The following is a 16,763-nucleotide window of genomic DNA, read 5'->3' as shown; positions in this document are numbered from 1 at the left end:
AAATATCCATATAAAAATATATTAAATTAAAACTAACTAAGTTTTTCTCTATGTATAAAGGGAAAACCCTTGCTATTATAGAAATATAGAAAAGGAAATAATTTGGAGGGACTACTAGTATTGAATATCTTAATTGTGGAAGATGAGACAAGAATCAGTAACCTGTTAAGGATTTATTTGCAACGGGAAACCTGGCATGTCAATGTGGAACATAACGGGGCGGACGGCCTAAATAGAGCTTTAAACGAAAACTATGATTTAATTCTTTTAGATGTTTTTATGCCTGGGAAGAATGGGTTCCAGGTGCTGGAAGAACTCAGAAAACTCAAAGAAACTCCGGTTATTTTACTAACGGCACAAAGCGGAGAAGAAGACCAAATGCGTGCATTGGAATTAGGGGCAAGCGGTTTTATCTCCAAACCATTTAGTCCTGGCGAAGTGGTTTCCAAAATTAAAGAAGTATTGTCAAATACCTAAGTAACGGAGCACCCTTCGCGGCTGCTCTGTTTTACTATTGCTTGATTGGGTTGAAATGGTAATAATTGATTTGCTCTTTAATTAAAACATATTGAATCCGCCTACTTCGGACAAAACCAACTCAATTTCACTCCAAATTTTCCGAAGTCCCGGGGTCCTGCGGACAAAACCGATCCAAATTCATCACAAATGGTCCGCAAAAAAAATCAACCAAGTAGTTCTTGGTTGATAGATCAGTTGTTCGGAATCCCTTTTGTCCTTCCGCCATTGTCATTTGGCGAATCGCCAGTTCCATTTTTGCTCTTGCTATTTGGCGTCCCGTAAATTTGATTATCGTTGGTGACTTTTGCCCCTTTTAGGAAATCATCCTTTTTTTCCATTGCCATTCAGCTCCTAAAAAATAATTTGTTCGATGACTAACTTTCATTTACCTCGTCTCCAATAACCGTGTCACCAATTTTGGGCGGGCTGACTGGTTCTGACTTCTCAGAATCCACCTTAAACCCAGGCTCTGGTGTGCCTGTTGACATTAATGGCTGCTCGACAACATCCTGATTTTTCTCATGTTTAGGCATTCTGATCTCCCCTTCTCTAACGCTCATATTATTCGTTAAGCAGCGGAAAACTATGCGAACATTTGTATAGAAATATCAGGTACTATCCTGTTTTCTAAAATAGTTTTTTGAAAAAACCTATAATAAAATAGGCAAAAACAAGACCCTTGATTATCCGAAATCAAGGGTCTCGTGCATCGGTTATTTCTGTATCATTTGGATAAGGTTGCCGCAAGTATCATCGAAGACCGCTATTGTGACTTCGCCCATTTTGGTTGGCTCCTTCGTAAACTTCACGCCGCTTTCCAATAATCGTTTGTACTCTTGATGAAGATCTGCAACGCCAAACATGGTGGCGGGGATGCCGTCGGCAAATAACTTCTTTTGATACTCCTGTGCTGCAGGATGCTCATTCGGTTCGAGCACAAGCTCGGTACCTTCAGGAGCATCAGGAGAAACAACCGTAATCCATCTAAATTTCCCCATCGGAATGTCATGTTTTTTTACAAATCCGAGCTTTTCTGTGTAAAACTCCAGCGCCCTGTCTTGGTCTTGCACAAATAAACTAGTAACAATGATTTTCATTTTGTTTTGTCTCCTTTGATATTTTTACTACTTGGCTTTTAAGTCTCCCTACCTCGTTCGAAGCACTCCGTTCGGATCGACCAACCCAGCAAATGACCATGTTTTCCCTTGATCGGCCGAGGTAAACTTGGCCAATACCTTTCCGCCCAAGTAATCACCATCTGGTCCTTGTTTTACTAACAAAGTGCCTTCATTTCCGTTAAAAGTAGGAACCTCCGCAATCGTGAAATAGCCCTGATATTCCTCTGGTATCGGAACCTCTACGCGTTCCCAGTTCGCTCCGCCATCGGCAGTCCGGTATAGGTTTGGAACAGGGGGCTGAACTTCATAGCGCAATTCACCAAAGGACATGAAGCCTAGTTGAGCGTTAATAAACCCGCCGTCGGTCACTAAAGAATAAACGTCTTTCACCGGGGCAGCGTTAGCCCAGGACTTCCCGCCATCGTTGGTTTTAAAAATAAAGTGCGCCTCACTGCTCATCGTTTTATCGCCGGTCACGATCAGGTATCCATCCTGGGCAGAAGTGAACCCTAGTTTTACGAAGCGCAAAAATGGCAGCTGATCCGAAACGACGGCATCATGCCAAGATTTCCCTTTATCCGTACTGACCAGGACCCGCGACCCTCCGTTCAATACAAACGCTGTTATCTCCGGTTTAAGCACATAGCTGCCATCGGTTAACTGTTGTTTCGTAACAGTGGTTTCACTGCCTAATAATTCCCCAACATGAACAGGAACATCCCGCCAGTTTTTGCCATTATCATAGGTGACCCTAAGCGTTTCATCCTTCATTTCATACCTAATATTTTTCGAAGGTTCCTCCATACCGGCCTGTTTTCGATATTCTTCCAGAGACTCAACAGGCGGCAAACCAATTTCCGTATCCGTTGTTCTCTCAATCTTAGTTAAGGTATATGTTAATTCCTCTTCCTTATTGATCGTCAGTTTCCAAACGATGTTAGGAACAATTCTATTTTCCTCCATCTTGCCCCAACCGTAATCGATTTCTTGTGTTCCTTCCGGGATCCCTACCTGAAAAACCACCGCTGCCTCAAAAGAATTCTCGTCCCCCGACAATTTCGTAAATCTAGTAAAGCCCGGATTGACGATCGCTCCTTCACGCTCTAAATTTTTTACAAAATCAAACCACACTCGGTAAGCAATCGTTTCCGGTTTTTGATCAGATTCTTCCACTTGAACAGTATAGGGAAGCTTACTGTTTATATCAACCTTTTTTACTTTGACCGGTTCCGTATCGGGGGTTTCAGGTCCCCCATTCACCAATTGAAAAATAACGAAAATAACTATGAATATGGATATGAAAATGAGTAATCGACTGCTAGGTTTTTTCATCTGCGTTCATCCTTACTTCAGTAATCTCCACGATAAAATGGTTCATAAATATACCGCTTTGGTGTAATCAAATCCTCCTTGCCCGGAATGTATAAGGAAACCGTTGGACCTGTTTCTGTTTCCGTCATGGCAGGAATATAAATTTTTCCTTTTTCATCGATAAAACGAATTCCATCCGGACTTCTCCAGTCTCTTATTCCTTTATACAGGACAGCATTCTTTTCTTCATTCCACTGCTTTACTTCCTCTTTAACAGGGATCCAGTTCAGCATCTTAATGACAATCGTTAAATCGTTGTTCGGATTGTAAAACGCGGTTCCTTGCCCTTTCCAATCCTGTTTATGGAGCTTGAACTTATTTCCCTTTGTATAAATTAAATATCCCGATTGTAACTTTTGGTTTTCGTCAAATCCGTAAATATACGTGTAGATATCTGTGATGGTCCCATCCTTGTTAAATTCTATTTTTAAATCATTGGTCATCAAATACGGTTCCAGTTCCGTTTCCGCTTTAACAGCATCGATGATTCCTTCCAGCCTGGTTGTATAAAAATTATCATCCTCTAGCTTCAGTCGCGTCTCTGTTCTCCACTCGAAGATTTTCCAAGCTAAAGCCCCTCTAAAATTGACCGTATTGGAACCAACATAATATCCTCCTAAAATGGTAACCAGTGAAAAAATCAACACCGTCCATTTCCAAAGAATCGGCCTAGCGGGCTTTTGATCAGGAGTATATCCCGTAACCTTTAATATCGGGACAAACATGTGATCCTGAAAGTATAGGAAATACCACTTTTTATTTTCTTTTACTTTTGTTAAAGTTCCCATGGGTATTACATAACGGTCAATAGAATTCCTTGATACAAAAACGAATTGCTTCTCATTGATTTCAATCTGGCTGGCACTTTGGTAGATCCAGTCTTGTTTCATATACTTACGATAAACAACAATAATATGTATAAACATGACAAGCAACAAAAAGCAGAGTGCTAGAAAAATCGGGATATTGGTTTTCAATTGCCCGATTAGTGAAATCGTGTAGGTAACTCGCCACAATAAAACATATAGCAAAAGGATGATCAGGGTGCTTTTACTACCCAAAATTATCTCTCCTAAAAGTAGTCCTCGGTATATTTTTTTATTCAATGGATTTTCCATTACCATTTCCCATCACTGCTTTCAACAACGATCTATACTCGATTTATGCACTATTTCTATTTTATCATATGGAAGCAAGTAACACTGTGCTGGATTTTTAACATCGACTTAATGCTTAGGGACAATCGAGCTGTGAGTCGTCCCTGCCCCCCCTAAGTAACAGGTTGTTACAACGTTGTAACTCTTATCTTCTTCTGTCACAAATAATTAATTGTTTCAGGCTTATTAATCTCCTTTTCTATAAATGATAAGATTTATTTATAGATAAAAAGACAGATTTAATACTTGTCTAATTTACCATAACACTTAAGGTGGAATTAACATGAACGATATTAAAGTTATTATTATGGATGTAGATGGTACGCTTGCTAACAACAATAAAGTCATTAGCGAAAAGACGAAGGATGCTTTAATGAAAGCCCAAAAAGCGGGAGCGATTTTAATCCTAGCTTCCGGAAGACCAACCTCTGGACTTATGGATTTTGCCAAAGAATTAAAAATGGATGAAAATAATGGGCTACTCGTTTCGTTTAATGGCTCAAAGGTTGTTGACTGTCAGACAAACGAAGTATTATTCAACGAAACGATGAGTGTTGAGGAAGGACAAGCTGTACTGGAGCATATGAAGAAGTTTGATGTTAAGCCAATGATTGACAAAGATGACTATATGTATGTGAACGATGTGTTCAACAATGAAATTGAATACAATGGGAACACACTTAATATTATCAAATATGAATCACGTGGCGGTAAATACAAGTTATGTGAGGTGGATGATTTAGCCGCATTTGCAGACTATCCATTAAATAAAATTTTAACTGCAGGAGATCCTGATTACCTTCAGCAAAATTACAAAGCCATGATGGAACCATTCAAAGACAACTTAAGCTGTATGTTTACCGCTCCATTTTACTTCGAATATACGGCTAACGGAATTGATAAGGCAAAGGCATTGGATACTGTGCTAATTCCAATGGGATATAAAAGGGAAGAAATGATCGCATTTGGGGATGGGCACAATGATGCCACCATGGTTAAATATGCTGGAATCGGCGTAGCAATGGCCAATGCAGTAGATGACTTAAAAGAAGTAGCAGATGAAGTGACTCGTTCTAATGAAGAAGATGGGATTGCTTTTACATTAAGTAAGTATTTCAAAAACATCGAATTCTAATAAAAAAGGCATGTAAATCTGGAAGCCTGTTTACATGCCTTTCTTGTTTACCACTTTAAAATGCATCCATCATAACTTGTTTTTCGTTCGCGAATGGCCCCTGCTTGTCAAAATACTGATCAATCACTTCTAACACACCGTTGTTGGTGTTGGGAGGGGCTATGTATTTGGCTATTTCTTTGACTGCTTCACTGCCATTTTCCATGGCAAAGCTGTAGGAAACATGCCTTAGCATTTCAATGTCATTGCCGCCATCGCCAAACGCCATCATTTCCCCCGGGTTAAGACCCCATTTCTCTTGCAGCAGTTCAATTCCCGCTGCTTTATGGCACCCTGGTAAAATTAAATCAATATCACCGTGACCGCTTGAAACAGGTGTCATGTACATGCCTATTTTGCTCTGAAGCAATTCAAGCAACCCTTCGGTCTCTTCAAACGGACAAGCCAAGGCAAATTTTAGAATTTGATCATCAACCACATCGAAAGTCGTCACACGTTTTAACCGATGATAGTACCTATTGATAATACCAAAAGATTCCTCCGGGAGACTCTCCAAAACATAAGCACTTTCTTTTCCACATAAAACAACAGAAATCTGAGTGTGCTGCAAAATTTCTTCTGTTACAGCCTTTACGACTTCCCCCGGAATATTGGCCGAAAATAATTCCTCACCCTGATCCACAACAAAAGCGCCATTTTCGGCAACGTATGTAATCTCATCTTGAAACTCGCCGAAAAAAGACTTCAACTGAAAGTATTGATTTCCGCTGGCGACCACAAAGCGAATTCCCTCTTCCTTCATTCTTAGATATTGCTTGCGAAAGCGTTCCCGGTCATAGTCCTGTTGATTATTCAAAAAAGTTCCATCCATATCGACAGCGATAAGTTTAATAGGCATCTCAGTTCCTCCGTTATGGTTATGGTAATGATTTTTTTAAATGATCCATTCATTCATTTGTACTCATTATCCATTTTATCAAAACCAATTATATTAGGGGAAGATTTAAAAAAAGATCCCCCTCATCACGAATCTATTACATTCGCTTCTGAAAGGAACCTTTTTAAAAAAACACTACCATCAAAACCACAGAACCAGGCTAAGGTTAAGGTTATTACTGTTCGTTTGTTTTCATTCGATTAAGCTAAAGCCATATATGCTTCCATGTCCTCTTGGACTGTTGAAATGGTGCTGATGCCAAAGTTTTCAACAAGGACTTTCGCTACACCTGGCGATAGGAACGCAGGAAGTGTAGGTCCTAATTTTATCTCTTTCACTCCCAGATATAATAGGGCCAATAGGACAATCACCGCTTTTTGCTCATACCATGCCAGGTTATATTCGATTGGCAATTCATTAATATCATTTAACTCAAAGATTTCTTTTAACTTCATGGCAACCACGGCTAAAGAGTAAGAGTCATTGCATTGTCCGGCATCAAGTACACGCGGAATGCCGCCGATATCGCCAAGAGGCAGCTTGTTGTATCGATATTTTGCACAACCGGCTGTTAAAATGACGGTATCTTTCGGAAGTGTTTCCACAAATTCTGTATAGTAGGAACGTGACTTCATTCTTCCATCACAGCCTGCCATTACAAAGAATTTCTTGATGGCACCAGATTTGACAGCAGCAACCACTTGATCGGCTAATTGAACCACCTGATTGTGTGCGAAGCCGCCAACGATGGTTCCTTCCTCAATTTGTGTTGGGGCTGGCAATTTCTTCGCATGTTCAATAATCGCTGAAAAATCCTTCTTCCCGCCTTCCTCGCGGTCAGGAATATGTTTAAATCCTGGATACCCGGTTGCACCTGTTGTATAAATACGGTCAGAGTAGCTTGCTTTAGGCGGTACAATACAGTTGGTTGTAAACAAGACTGGTCCGTTAAAACTTTCAAACTCTTCTTTTTGCTTCCACCAAGCATTCCCGTAGTTGCCGACAAAATGGTCATACTTTTTGAAGGCCGGATAATAGTTTGCAGGAAGCATTTCAGAGTGGGTATACACATCAACACCTGTGCCCGCTGTTTGCTCTAGAAGTTCTTCAAAGTCTTTCAAATCATGACCGCTAACAAGAATGGCCGGTTTGTTACGTACACCAATATTTACTTCCGTCATTTCAGGATGACCATAAGAAGTGGTATTGGCCTTATCCAGTAATGCCATCACATCAACACCAAATTTTCCTGTTTCCATTACTAAGCTGATCAGATCATCCGCTGTTATTGTATCATTTTCGGTTGCAATGAGGGCCTTCTCGATAAAGTCAAAAATCGCTTCATCTTCATACCCTAAATTCTGGGCATGTTCAGCATAGGCAGCCATACCTTTTAACCCGAATAAGACAAGAGAACGCAAGCTTCGAACATCCTCGTTCTCTGTTGAGAGAATACCGACTTGCTCTTCTTCAGATTTCATTACAAATTCATTCCGTTTCCCAGTCCAAGTAGCATATTCTGGATATTGACGTTTTTCTAAGGCACCCTGATTGATTAGTCTGCTCTTGATAAGATCGCGCTCTTGAAGAGCATTTTCGATTCGCTTTGAAATCGAGTGCTCATCAAAATTGGCATTGGTAATAGTCGTGAAAAGACCATCTATGATCAGACGATTGGTTTTTGGGAGATGAATGCCAGCCTGACGTGCTTGTTGATTATACAAAGCAACACCTTTTAACGTGTAGATCAACAAATCTTGCAGATTCGCAACCTCACTTGTCTTTCCGCATACTCCTGCATTTAAGTTACAACCAATTCCTTTCAAGGCTTCTTGACATTGATGGCAAAACATACTCATAAAAAAGACCTCCAAAAAACTAATATGTGCAATTCTTTCACATATTTAGCATATTGGTTTTGGCTGGTCTTTAATGTGAACCAAATCACAGAATTTCACTTGTCATGAATATGTCAAAATTTTTCATGCAGCTTAAACCATTTCGCTGTCAATGTGTCTGCATGTACCATCTCTTCTGGTATGCCTTCGAATATAATCTGTCCGCCTTGTTTTCCTCCTCCAGGACCTAATTCTATTACCCAGTCGCTCGCCGCGATAAAGTCTAGTTTATGTTCGATTATGATAACAGAGTTGCCTCTGTTGACGAGATTTTGAAAAACGTCTAAGAGTTTTTCATTATCTGCTGAGTGTAGTCCTAGAGATGGCTCATCTAATAGGTAAATTTGTCCTTCTTTTTGTAAATGGCTTGCCAGTTTTAATCGTTGGATTTCCCCTCCGCTAAGGGAACTTGTCGTCTGTCCTAAGGTCAGGTATCCTAGTCCTACGTCTTTTAACGTTTGCACTCTTTTTATAATCTTTGGCGCTTTAAAATAAATTATTGCCTCGTCGATCGTTAAATCTAGAATCTCTACAATATTTTTATCTTGATATCGATAGGACAGCGCCTCGTCCGAATATCTTGTTCCGCCGCATGCTTCGCAAGGGATCGTCACGGGATCTGCAAATGCCACTTCTGGTGTTAGGACTCCTTTCCCTTTGCAGATAGGGCATGCTCCTAAAGAATTAAAGCTGAACAAACCTGCTGGTTGTCCTGTTTCTTTTGAAAATATTGTGCGAATATCGTCCATTATTCCCATATAGGTAGCTAGGGTTGAACGGCTGGAGATGCCGATGCTGCCTTGTCCTACCATTATCGTTTCCGGATATTTTTCTGGGAAGGCTTCCAACATTAAGGAGCTTTTACCTGAACCAGATACTCCACAAATGCAGACCAAGACATTTTTAGGAATATTGACGCTTATATTTTTTAAGTTATTGTTATTTGCTCTGTTTATTTTAAAATAACTTTCTATAACCCTTGGATGTTTATTGATTTTTAGCTTGTGATTTAGAGCTGTTGCGGTTGGAGTGTTGTTTAGTCCTGCTAATTTGCCTTGATAGACAACTTCCCCTCCATTTACACCTGCTCCTGGTCCCATCTCGATTATTTCATCCGCTGTTTTTATTACGGATAGATCGTGTTCGATTACGATTACCGTATTATGTTGATCTTTTATCCTTTTTAACATCTGTATTAACAGTTCCACCTCTTCTGGATGGAGCCCTGCACTCGGTTCGTCGAATATGTATGTGATATTGTTTAGGCTGCTCCCTAGATGACGGGCGATTTTGACTCTTTGAGCTTCGCCGCCGGACAGAGTGCCCATTTTTCGGGATAGACTCAAATATCCTAACCCCATGTCGACTAGTTGTTTTACATGCGGGATTGCTTGTTTAGCGATCGATTCTCCCATAGGGTCACTTATGTTCTTTAATTCTTTTAGTAATTCTGGAAGTTCTAATTGGTCGTACTCTGCGATATTTAGGCCATTTACTCTACATTCCAATACCTTGGGGTTTAGGCCTGAACCTTGGCATGTCGGACACAATGAATGTGTTGACATTGCTAATACATCATCTTGGGATACTTGTTTTAGTTTTGAGATATCTCTATTTATATAGACCCGCGTAAATCTAGGCAATAACCCATCCCACTCTGCATTATGGGGTCCATTTTTTGTGTGAAATGGCGCATAGGCTCTTTGACCTTCCCGGGGACCATATAATAGCAGGTGGAGGTCTTCTTCTGAGTAGTCCTTTATCGGTTTATCCGGATCAAATAATCCACACGTCATCATCCAATTACCTTGCCAACCTGAAGGAGATAACGGCTTAAATCTAATGGCATACTCTCGAAGAGATTTATCGAAATCTACAAGCTTATTTATATCGGGCGTAATTACTTCCCCAAATCCTCCACATTCCTGACATCTGCCAAAGGAACTTTGACTTGAAAAATCATTGGCAGAACCGATGGATGGCTTTCCTATTCTCGAGAACAAAAGTCTGATTAATGGATTGATATCCATATAGGTGCCTACTGTTGAGCGGGAATTTCCTCCTATAGGTCTTTGTTCAACTACTACAACAGGGCTTAAGTTTTGCATAAGATCGGCGTGCGGTCTTTCGTACCTTGGCATTTGATTTCTGACATAGAGAGGATAGTTTAACGTCATTTGTCTTCTGCTTTCTGTTGCCAATGTATCAAAAACGACAGAGCTCTTTCCTGAACCTGAAAGTCCAGTAAATACGATGATTTTTTCTTTTGGTATGTTTAAATCTACATTTTTTAAATTATTTTCTTTAAGCCCTCTTAAAATGATTTCATCTTTTATTTCTGACATATTATCATCCTTTCTGATGTTATCTATTAAGAAGGTGCCTTCAATGAAGTTTTATTGCTTTTAATGGAATAAAGGTAAAAAACCCCACCAATCATCCAAAATGGCTCCCAGAATAGTAACCTCCAAAACGTTGCATATGAATCTAAATCAAAATCTAGGATATTTAGCGCACTTAATGTAATGGTAACAAAATTAAGAAATCCATATAAAAACAATAAAGCCCCTACCATTTTCGCAACGAATTATAGAATACGGGGTATTATAGGCTTCTTCCACTGTACAAGCAACATCAACAAAAATAGGAATCCAAGTAATTTAATGACACCGGTAAGCCATACAATCATCACGAATGAAGGGGAAGGGTTTTGGGACATCTGATAAATAGACCCTCCTAGAGATCTAACACCAAGCATGCCTCCCATTGCCCAATAAAAACTCATGCCCGAAAAAATAATCGTCCAAATCATTCCTAAAACAATGCACCAATCATTCCTCACCATTGGATAACACCCCTATCTATTCAGTGTGGACCCTCCAGCTTATTGTTTTGAAGCGTACAAAGGATTTGCAGCTCTTATCAAATTTCCATATTCAACTTTTAACTCATCATATGCTTTCAAAACATAAACAGGAATATCAACATGAGCAATATAATTTTTTCCGTTAGGGCCGTATCCAATACTGCCTCCAAATAAAATCAGCAAATCCGCTTGTGAAATATAGTATTTTTCTTCCAAGTCACGACTAGACAAAGAATCTATCTCTTTTTTTCCAAGAAAGTCACTTAAAATATTTATATTCTCCGCAATTTTATATAAATCCATTTAACTGCCTCCATTAAGAAATACAAATAATACTCTATATTATAACATTTTCTACAAGACTAAAATCTCAGTGGTACCGTCTCGGTTCTTCTCTCTGCAACTGACAGCTCATTGATTGCCTGTTTTTACAGCTTGGATTCATTAGTAATGGTGTATCGATTAGAAATTACTTCCATTTTGAAATAGTACGTGTTATGCTTATTATTAACCAGCGGTCAATTAAAGGAGTTTGAATATGTCCCCTCGCAAAACAGCATCCCAAGAGCTGACAAGAGAATTAATTTTACAGAAAGCACGGACCAAGTTTGTCGAAAAAGGTTTTCAACAAGTTTCCATGCGGAATATAGCAAAGGAACTAGGCTGTAGTCACGGTGCGATTTATTACCATTTTAAAAATAAAGCAGAACTGTTTTATGCGATTGTCGAAGATGATTTTTCGATATTGAACAATCTTATAGAAGAATCAATTCAAGGGCCTGAAGATGATGCTACAAAGCTTTCTAACCTGCTTCTTCGCTTTATTGAATTCGGATTAAACCATCAAAGTCAGTATGAAATCATGTTTATGGTAAGGAATACGGAGGTGGATAGCCTTTCCCAGGAAGCAGCCAACCTCTGTTATCAAAAATTTGCCCAAACGGTCCAATCTTTATCTACGAAACAACTGAAGATTATCGATGTTTGGTCGGCATTTATCGCGCTGCATGGCTTTGTGTCACATTACTGTGGATATGTTGAACGCTTTGATGAAGCGGAGCTGGCAGCTAAATCACATGTACAATTTATCATAAAAGGATTGCACTAAATCATTTTGCCGGTTTTGAGCTTCCCTTTATTTTTTTAGCAGTGTTTGACCAGCGGTCAATTAAAAAAGGAGGATGTTATTAATGAAGAAAGCACTAGTCTTAGGTGCATCAGGTGGAATCGGGTATGCATTAGTTCGTGAGTTGGCTGGCCGAGGTCTGGAGGTGGTTGCTTTTTCTAGGGGAAAAGAAAAGTTACACGCTCTTTATCATGAGGAATCGAAGGTAACCATTTTTCCGGGGGATGCCTTAGTGGAAAAGGACGTTGTCGAGGCATCTGAGGGTGTCGATGTCATCTTTCATGCAGTAAGCTTTCCTTATCCAGAATGGGAGGAGAAGCATCCTTTATGCATCGAGATAGTCATCCGGGCTGCAAAGAAGCACCAAGCAAAAGTTGCCCTAGTCGATAATATTTATGCATATGGAAGGCAATCCCACGTTGAAGCCAATGAAGAGACGAAGAAGGAGCCCCATACAAAAAAAGGGAAAATCCGGCTTGCAATGGAAAATCGATTGAAAGGAAGCGGTGTCCCTTCATTAATTGTTCATTTACCGGATGTATACGGACCCAATGCGGAAAATACAATCCTTCATGAAACGCTCAAAAACGTAGTTCAGCATAAAACTGCAAATTTCGTTGGTGGTCTCAAGATCGCTCGTGAGTTTATTTTTACATTCGACGCTGCAAAGGCGATGGTGGAATTAGCTTCACGCGAAGATACGTACAATCAAAATTGGAACATTCCGTCCGCGCATCCGATAACGGGCGAAAAAATTATTGAGATTTTACGAAAGGAAGCAGGATATACAAAGTCAATCAGAACCGTGTCAAAAACAATGATTCGCTTCATGGGAATCTTTCAGCCTTTCATGAGGGAGCTGGTAGAGATGATGTACTTGACAGAGAACCCCGTAATCTTGAGCGGGAAGAAGTACGAAGCAAAAATAGGGCCGGTACCACGGACGCCGTATTCAAAAGGAATCCAGAAAACATTACATTGGATGCAGCAGAAGATGTAGGGGGAATTTGCTTTACAATTTGATTTCTGAAGATAGAGAAGACAGACATAATAAAAATAAATGGTTAAAAAGAGTTTTGAAAATGCCAGCAAATCTATATGCAAAAGAAAACATTCAAAATCTAGCTCAATTAAAAGATTTAGCACCAGTATGATTCAAAATTACCAGGACTGAAATTGTAGTATCATCTTCCCAAAAACAGGAAACATATTAAGGCAACGCCCAAAAGGTAGTTGCCTTTCTTTTATTTAGTTGCGAGTTGCGAGATACACTCCAAAAACAACCACTAAGCTTATTTAACAGCATTCAAAAGATAAGAACCCAGAAATGTATTTATCTTTTCATCTGTTTCATCAGACGAGTTACCAAGCCAAATTAAATGTCCCCATGAGTCTAGCAGACAAAGTTTTGAAGAAGCGATCTGTTGGTGTGCAAAATAGGCATGGTCTATTGGAACGGAACCATCAAATTTACTATGCATAATTAACGTGGGACAAGTAATGCTTTTTAGGTTATTGTCTGTAAGTTCATTCACCTGTTCTAAGTCAATCATGAAACCATATCCTGACCGCTGCCGATTATTCATCTTCCTAATCGCTTCGACATCGGATTTATTGATCTTTTCCTTTGCTTCCGCATACTTAAGATTACTGAAGGAGGGAAACATTTGTTTAAAAATAAATCCTGGGAAAACATTGTTTATCGATGAAATTAAACGCCATGTCAGCTTTTCAACTCTAGGATGAAATAGCAGCCTTGCAGCTTTGTACTTTTTATCCTCCTGCGTTAGCCATGTTTTTGTCACAGCAGATTGCAAGGTTAGCGACCAAACAAGGTCTGGATATTTTGAAGCAAAATAAATCGCACTGGCACCCCCTGCAGAAATACCGAGCAAGTGAACTTTTTCCAACTTTAAATGGTCTAGTAATTTAGCATAATACATACATGCTTTTGATAGATTTTCTCCAATCTCCTTAGATGTCCCGCCATATCCTGGTCTAGTCGGGGTTATGATCATGAAACCATTCTCCACTAAAGCTTTATAGCCAAATTCTTCGTGACAATTGGAATGTCCCCCATGCATCACTAAAATGGGCGCTCCTTCACCGACGATAGAATATTCTATTGCCAGCCCTTCTGCAAAATATCGCTCGATTCTTCGATTCATATCCGTCCATCTCCCCCTTCATAAAAAATGAAGGATTTTGCAGTAGCAAAACCCTCCCGGCATTACACTTTTTTGACTAATACGTCTCGGACGCTTTAAAACTTCCTTCGCCCTTGACGTAACTATTAAAGAATTTCAGGACAAGTCCATTCATCGTTTTTAGCACTTTGTATTGATCCGCGGTTTGTTCGGCATTTCCCTTTTCGGTTGAACCATTGATCATATTTGCTAAAAACGGTGACACAATTGGTAAATCGGTGAGACTCAAGTGATTGGTTCCTTTAATATGAACCTCATAGGCATCAGAAGCCGTATCCGAGATATACTGCTGTGGAAGCACAACATCCGGGTCCGTGACACTGTCCATTAAGCTCTTCATTGTATCTGTATAAATACTGAATAAAGGAACAGGATAGATTTCTTTATTTATGACCGGCTTGCCATCCTTCACGCCAAGCTCTTCACCAAGCAAATCTGCATCCAGGTTAATGACCGCCGCAATGTCATTTCGATCCCTGCCAAGTTTGGCAGCTGCAGCTCCGCCTAAGGAATGGCCGATTAAACCAATTTTATCAGTGTCGATTAACTGATACACTTTATCCGCAGCCTGATCGCCTGCTTGTTGCTTAATCGAATCGATCACAAAATTGATGTCGTCTGTTCGCAATTTCAACCATTTTTGCCCGAGCTCATAGGATTTCTCCTCATCATAAACACCATTATTCGCATCTTGTATTTCCTTCGTAAACGATTGATCCGCCAACGTCATATGGCCATCCGCATCTTTCGTATACAAAGAGTGGTAGGGATGATCAATCGAAACAACGACGTACCCGTTACTTGCCAGATTTTCAAAGGTTGACGTATTGCTTGTCTTAATGCCAAACGCACCGTGAGAAAAGACGATGAGTGGATATTTCCCGCTTCCATTCTGTGGATACCAAAACTCAATATTGACCTTTCGATTCTCGCCTGAATCCGTGAAACTTTCCACTCGATTTTCATCCGTTAATGTAAACAATTTTGTACCGATTTTGAGGTCACCAGATACTGCTACTGCCTTGTGCTGTGGAAAAATTAATGCTGGCAAGAAAGCGACAGCGATCAACGCCCACACACCAACTGCCTTAAATAGGTTGCCTACAGGACGATATTTTTTCTCTTCTTTGTTTCTAAGTAATGAAATAATTGCGATAATGCCAAAAAGTAATAGCACTGCGGCAGGAATCTCCCATCTTAAACTCCACTTCATAATCGTTGCAAACACGGCAAAAACAACAAAACTACCAATCCGCACCCAATTTCTTAACCGCTTCTGATTGGATTTCGTCTTGTTGCTATATACCGCTAACCCAACCTCAATTACCCCTGCTAAAATAAGCAAGACCATTCCCATCTAGTTTCTCCCCTTTAACAAACCCCTCTTTGGAACACCAATTAATGGCTTGTTTTCCTTTATTTACGAAAAAAGTATACGCTTTTTGTCATTAAATGTATATATTTTTTTTAGGGATTTTTACCTATGGGGTTAGGTTTCTGGACGTTCATTTTCATTCACAAAAAAACACCCACTAATGCTTAGTAAACGGCATTCATGAGTGTTTTGTCTTAAAATCTGTCAACTAAAAAAAGAAAAGGCTGATTTACTATCATAGCCATAAGATGATCAAGTTTTATTATTTTTATATATATTGAATCCTAGATCACTGGAGTGGAGTATCGCCAATTGATATCCTTTTGATTTAGCTTCAAATAGCGGCTGCTTGGTAATGGCAGTGCCTATTCCTTTGCCTCTAGCCTTTTCAAGTGTAGCTACATTGTATATTCCAGCAACACCAGCAAGATAAATGACTGAAGATACTGCTACTACCTCACCATCTAAACGTGCTAAGAAATGTGTACCATATTCAGGTCGATTGAGAATGGCCTCATTAATTATTCTAAAACCATTTGCAACTTCGTCGGTGGCTTCAAAGCCCTCTTTCAATACCTTCATTAAAACTACTAAACTCATCTTCTGTTTTCACTTTCTCGACCTCTAGCCCTGGGATATTTGTAGTTTCCCCGGATAACTCCTCTAACTTTAATGCCATTCCTGGCATTGTTCCAATAGATCCGAATCCATTTTCCTCTAGATATTTTTTCAGGTTGTGAGGCTTATCTACTGCCGACCAAGTCATCCACATAAATGGCAGGTTTTTTTCTTGATAATAATTCGTAATATCATTAACTACCAGGGGCAAATCCTCTTCACTACAATTCGTAGACACCACTCGATTAAATAATGGGTTTGGTATAGAAGATGAGAACCATCTCATCCCATCTTGTTGGTACGCACTAATTTGTTCCTTTGGTAAAATATCACATTGGTCCACAAAGTTCTTACAAATGGCTTCTTTAATTTTTTCCTCTGTTAACTCTACTAAAATAGGCACCAAATAATATCCCTCCGTTAGTTGCCTTCCTAT

The 16,763-nt window shown here is 39.7% G+C and carries 19 protein-coding genes; 5 read left to right on the top strand and 14 right to left on the bottom strand.

What is annotated here, in order from left to right; genetic code table 11:
* Positions 1-120 precede the first annotated feature (120 nt).
* Positions 121-477 carry a response regulator transcription factor gene (locus M3234_RS06040; protein WP_262303840.1) on the top strand — a complete coding sequence of 119 codons (357 nt, stop codon included), beginning with the start codon at positions 121-123 and terminating at the stop codon, positions 475-477.
* A gap of 233 nt (positions 478-710) precedes the next feature.
* Here the strand turns inward: M3234_RS06040 and M3234_RS06035 are convergent, their stop codons facing one another.
* The 5 genes from M3234_RS06035 to M3234_RS06015 form a co-directional block, all read right to left on the bottom strand.
* Positions 711-857: a hypothetical protein gene (locus tag M3234_RS06035; protein ID WP_172799147.1), complete on the bottom strand. Its 147-nt coding sequence runs from the start codon at positions 855-857 to the stop codon at positions 711-713.
* Between the two features lie 36 nt (positions 858-893).
* Positions 894-1,052 (bottom strand): hypothetical protein, encoded by a 159-nt coding sequence (locus M3234_RS06030; protein ID WP_262303839.1) that lies wholly within the window; start codon positions 1,050-1,052, stop codon positions 894-896.
* 180 nt (positions 1,053-1,232) lie between these two features.
* Positions 1,233-1,616, bottom strand: coding sequence for a VOC family protein (locus M3234_RS06025; protein ID WP_262303838.1), 384 nt, complete (start codon positions 1,614-1,616; stop codon positions 1,233-1,235).
* 48 nt (positions 1,617-1,664) lie between these two features.
* Positions 1,665-2,969, bottom strand: a complete 1,305-nt coding sequence (locus tag M3234_RS06020; protein WP_262303837.1) for a WD40/YVTN/BNR-like repeat-containing protein — start codon at positions 2,967-2,969, stop codon at positions 1,665-1,667.
* Positions 2,970-2,986: 17 nt separating this feature from the next.
* The gene (locus tag M3234_RS06015; protein ID WP_262303836.1) at positions 2,987-4,069 is read right to left on the bottom strand and encodes a hypothetical protein; all 1,083 of its coding nucleotides are present in this window, start codon (positions 4,067-4,069) and stop codon (positions 2,987-2,989) included.
* Between the two features lie 379 nt (positions 4,070-4,448).
* Between M3234_RS06015 and M3234_RS06010 the strand changes: the two genes are divergently transcribed.
* Positions 4,449-5,300 (top strand): Cof-type HAD-IIB family hydrolase, encoded by an 852-nt coding sequence (locus M3234_RS06010; RefSeq protein WP_262303835.1) that lies wholly within the window; start codon positions 4,449-4,451, stop codon positions 5,298-5,300.
* Positions 5,301-5,355: 55 nt separating this feature from the next.
* Here the strand turns inward: M3234_RS06010 and M3234_RS06005 are convergent, their stop codons facing one another.
* From M3234_RS06005 to M3234_RS05985, 5 genes are all read right to left on the bottom strand, one after another.
* Complete coding sequence (locus M3234_RS06005) at positions 5,356-6,198, bottom strand: Cof-type HAD-IIB family hydrolase (RefSeq protein ID WP_262303834.1); 843 nt, start codon at positions 6,196-6,198, stop codon at positions 5,356-5,358.
* A gap of 239 nt (positions 6,199-6,437) precedes the next feature.
* The gene (hcp, locus tag M3234_RS06000) at positions 6,438-8,096 is read right to left on the bottom strand and encodes a hydroxylamine reductase (protein ID WP_262303833.1); all 1,659 of its coding nucleotides are present in this window, start codon (positions 8,094-8,096) and stop codon (positions 6,438-6,440) included.
* Positions 8,097-8,209: 113 nt separating this feature from the next.
* On the bottom strand, positions 8,210-10,480 hold the full coding sequence (locus tag M3234_RS05995) for an ATP-binding cassette domain-containing protein (RefSeq protein ID WP_262303832.1): 2,271 nt from the start codon (positions 10,478-10,480) through the stop codon (positions 8,210-8,212).
* 242 nt (positions 10,481-10,722) lie between these two features.
* Positions 10,723-10,980 (bottom strand): hypothetical protein, encoded by a 258-nt coding sequence (locus M3234_RS05990; protein WP_262303831.1) that lies wholly within the window; start codon positions 10,978-10,980, stop codon positions 10,723-10,725.
* Positions 10,981-11,019: 39 nt separating this feature from the next.
* Entirely contained in the window at positions 11,020-11,304 is a 285-nt protein-coding gene (locus M3234_RS05985) for a hypothetical protein (protein WP_262303830.1), read from the bottom strand.
* A 235-nt stretch (positions 11,305-11,539) separates the two neighbouring features.
* Between M3234_RS05985 and M3234_RS05980 the strand changes: the two genes are divergently transcribed.
* The 3 genes from M3234_RS05980 (at position 11,540) to M3234_RS29215 (ending at position 13,281) form a co-directional block, all read left to right on the top strand.
* Entirely contained in the window at positions 11,540-12,109 is a 570-nt protein-coding gene (locus tag M3234_RS05980; RefSeq protein WP_262303829.1) for a TetR/AcrR family transcriptional regulator, read from the top strand.
* Between the two features lie 82 nt (positions 12,110-12,191).
* Positions 12,192-13,127 carry an SDR family NAD(P)-dependent oxidoreductase gene (locus M3234_RS05975; RefSeq protein ID WP_262303828.1) on the top strand — a complete coding sequence of 312 codons (936 nt, stop codon included), beginning with the start codon at positions 12,192-12,194 and terminating at the stop codon, positions 13,125-13,127.
* Between the two features lie 19 nt (positions 13,128-13,146).
* Positions 13,147-13,281 (top strand): hypothetical protein, encoded by a 135-nt coding sequence (locus tag M3234_RS29215; protein ID WP_285858285.1) that lies wholly within the window; start codon positions 13,147-13,149, stop codon positions 13,279-13,281.
* 138 nt (positions 13,282-13,419) lie between these two features.
* Here the strand turns inward: M3234_RS29215 and M3234_RS05970 are convergent, their stop codons facing one another.
* The 4 genes from M3234_RS05970 to M3234_RS05955 all read right to left on the bottom strand — a co-directional run bounded on the left by M3234_RS05970 (position 13,420) and on the right by M3234_RS05955 (position 16,730).
* A complete protein-coding gene (locus M3234_RS05970; protein ID WP_262303827.1) occupies positions 13,420-14,295 on the bottom strand; it encodes an alpha/beta fold hydrolase in 876 nt (291 codons plus the stop codon).
* Between the two features lie 76 nt (positions 14,296-14,371).
* Positions 14,372-15,691 (bottom strand): alpha/beta hydrolase family protein, encoded by a 1,320-nt coding sequence (locus tag M3234_RS05965; RefSeq protein WP_262303826.1) that lies wholly within the window; start codon positions 15,689-15,691, stop codon positions 14,372-14,374.
* A 270-nt stretch (positions 15,692-15,961) separates the two neighbouring features.
* Complete coding sequence (locus M3234_RS05960; RefSeq protein ID WP_262303825.1) at positions 15,962-16,309, bottom strand: GNAT family N-acetyltransferase; 348 nt, start codon at positions 16,307-16,309, stop codon at positions 15,962-15,964.
* Positions 16,266-16,730: a hypothetical protein gene (locus M3234_RS05955; RefSeq protein ID WP_262303824.1), complete on the bottom strand. Its 465-nt coding sequence runs from the start codon at positions 16,728-16,730 to the stop codon at positions 16,266-16,268. The genes M3234_RS05960 and M3234_RS05955 overlap by 44 nt, the downstream gene beginning before the upstream one ends.
* Positions 16,731-16,763 lie beyond the last annotated feature (33 nt).

The sequence above is a fragment of the Neobacillus niacini genome, assembly GCF_023715785.1.
GTDB lineage: Bacteria > Bacillota > Bacilli > Bacillales > Cytobacillaceae > Neobacillus > Neobacillus niacini_E.
Note: the sequence above shows the minus strand (reverse complement) of the source record. Positions and strands in the feature narration are given on the sequence as shown.

Excerpts from the sequence above, each read along its gene's own strand:
- M3234_RS06035 (WP_172799147.1), bottom strand. The coding sequence starts at position 857 with ATGGAAAAAAAGGATGATTTCCTAAAAGGGGCAAAAGTCACCAACGAT.
- M3234_RS06030 (WP_262303839.1), bottom strand. The coding sequence starts at position 1,052 with ATGCCTAAACATGAGAAAAATCAGGATGTTGTCGAGCAGCCATTAATG.
- M3234_RS06025 (WP_262303838.1), bottom strand. The coding sequence starts at position 1,616 with ATGAAAATCATTGTTACTAGTTTATTTGTGCAAGACCAAGACAGGGCG.
- M3234_RS06020 (WP_262303837.1), bottom strand. The coding sequence starts at position 2,969 with ATGAAAAAACCTAGCAGTCGATTACTCATTTTCATATCCATATTCATA.
- M3234_RS06010 (WP_262303835.1), top strand. The coding sequence starts at position 4,449 with ATGAACGATATTAAAGTTATTATTATGGATGTAGATGGTACGCTTGCT.
- M3234_RS06005 (WP_262303834.1), bottom strand. The coding sequence starts at position 6,198 with ATGCCTATTAAACTTATCGCTGTCGATATGGATGGAACTTTTTTGAAT.
- hcp (WP_262303833.1), bottom strand. The coding sequence starts at position 8,096 with ATGAGTATGTTTTGCCATCAATGTCAAGAAGCCTTGAAAGGAATTGGT.
- M3234_RS05995 (WP_262303832.1), bottom strand. The coding sequence starts at position 10,480 with ATGTCAGAAATAAAAGATGAAATCATTTTAAGAGGGCTTAAAGAAAAT.
- M3234_RS05990 (WP_262303831.1), bottom strand. The coding sequence starts at position 10,980 with ATGGTGAGGAATGATTGGTGCATTGTTTTAGGAATGATTTGGACGATT.
- M3234_RS05985 (WP_262303830.1), bottom strand. The coding sequence starts at position 11,304 with ATGGATTTATATAAAATTGCGGAGAATATAAATATTTTAAGTGACTTT.
- M3234_RS05980 (WP_262303829.1), top strand. The coding sequence starts at position 11,540 with ATGTCCCCTCGCAAAACAGCATCCCAAGAGCTGACAAGAGAATTAATT.
- M3234_RS05975 (WP_262303828.1), top strand. The coding sequence starts at position 12,192 with ATGAAGAAAGCACTAGTCTTAGGTGCATCAGGTGGAATCGGGTATGCA.
- M3234_RS05970 (WP_262303827.1), bottom strand. The coding sequence starts at position 14,295 with ATGAATCGAAGAATCGAGCGATATTTTGCAGAAGGGCTGGCAATAGAA.
- M3234_RS05965 (WP_262303826.1), bottom strand. The coding sequence starts at position 15,691 with ATGGGAATGGTCTTGCTTATTTTAGCAGGGGTAATTGAGGTTGGGTTA.
- M3234_RS05960 (WP_262303825.1), bottom strand. The coding sequence starts at position 16,309 with ATGAGTTTAGTAGTTTTAATGAAGGTATTGAAAGAGGGCTTTGAAGCC.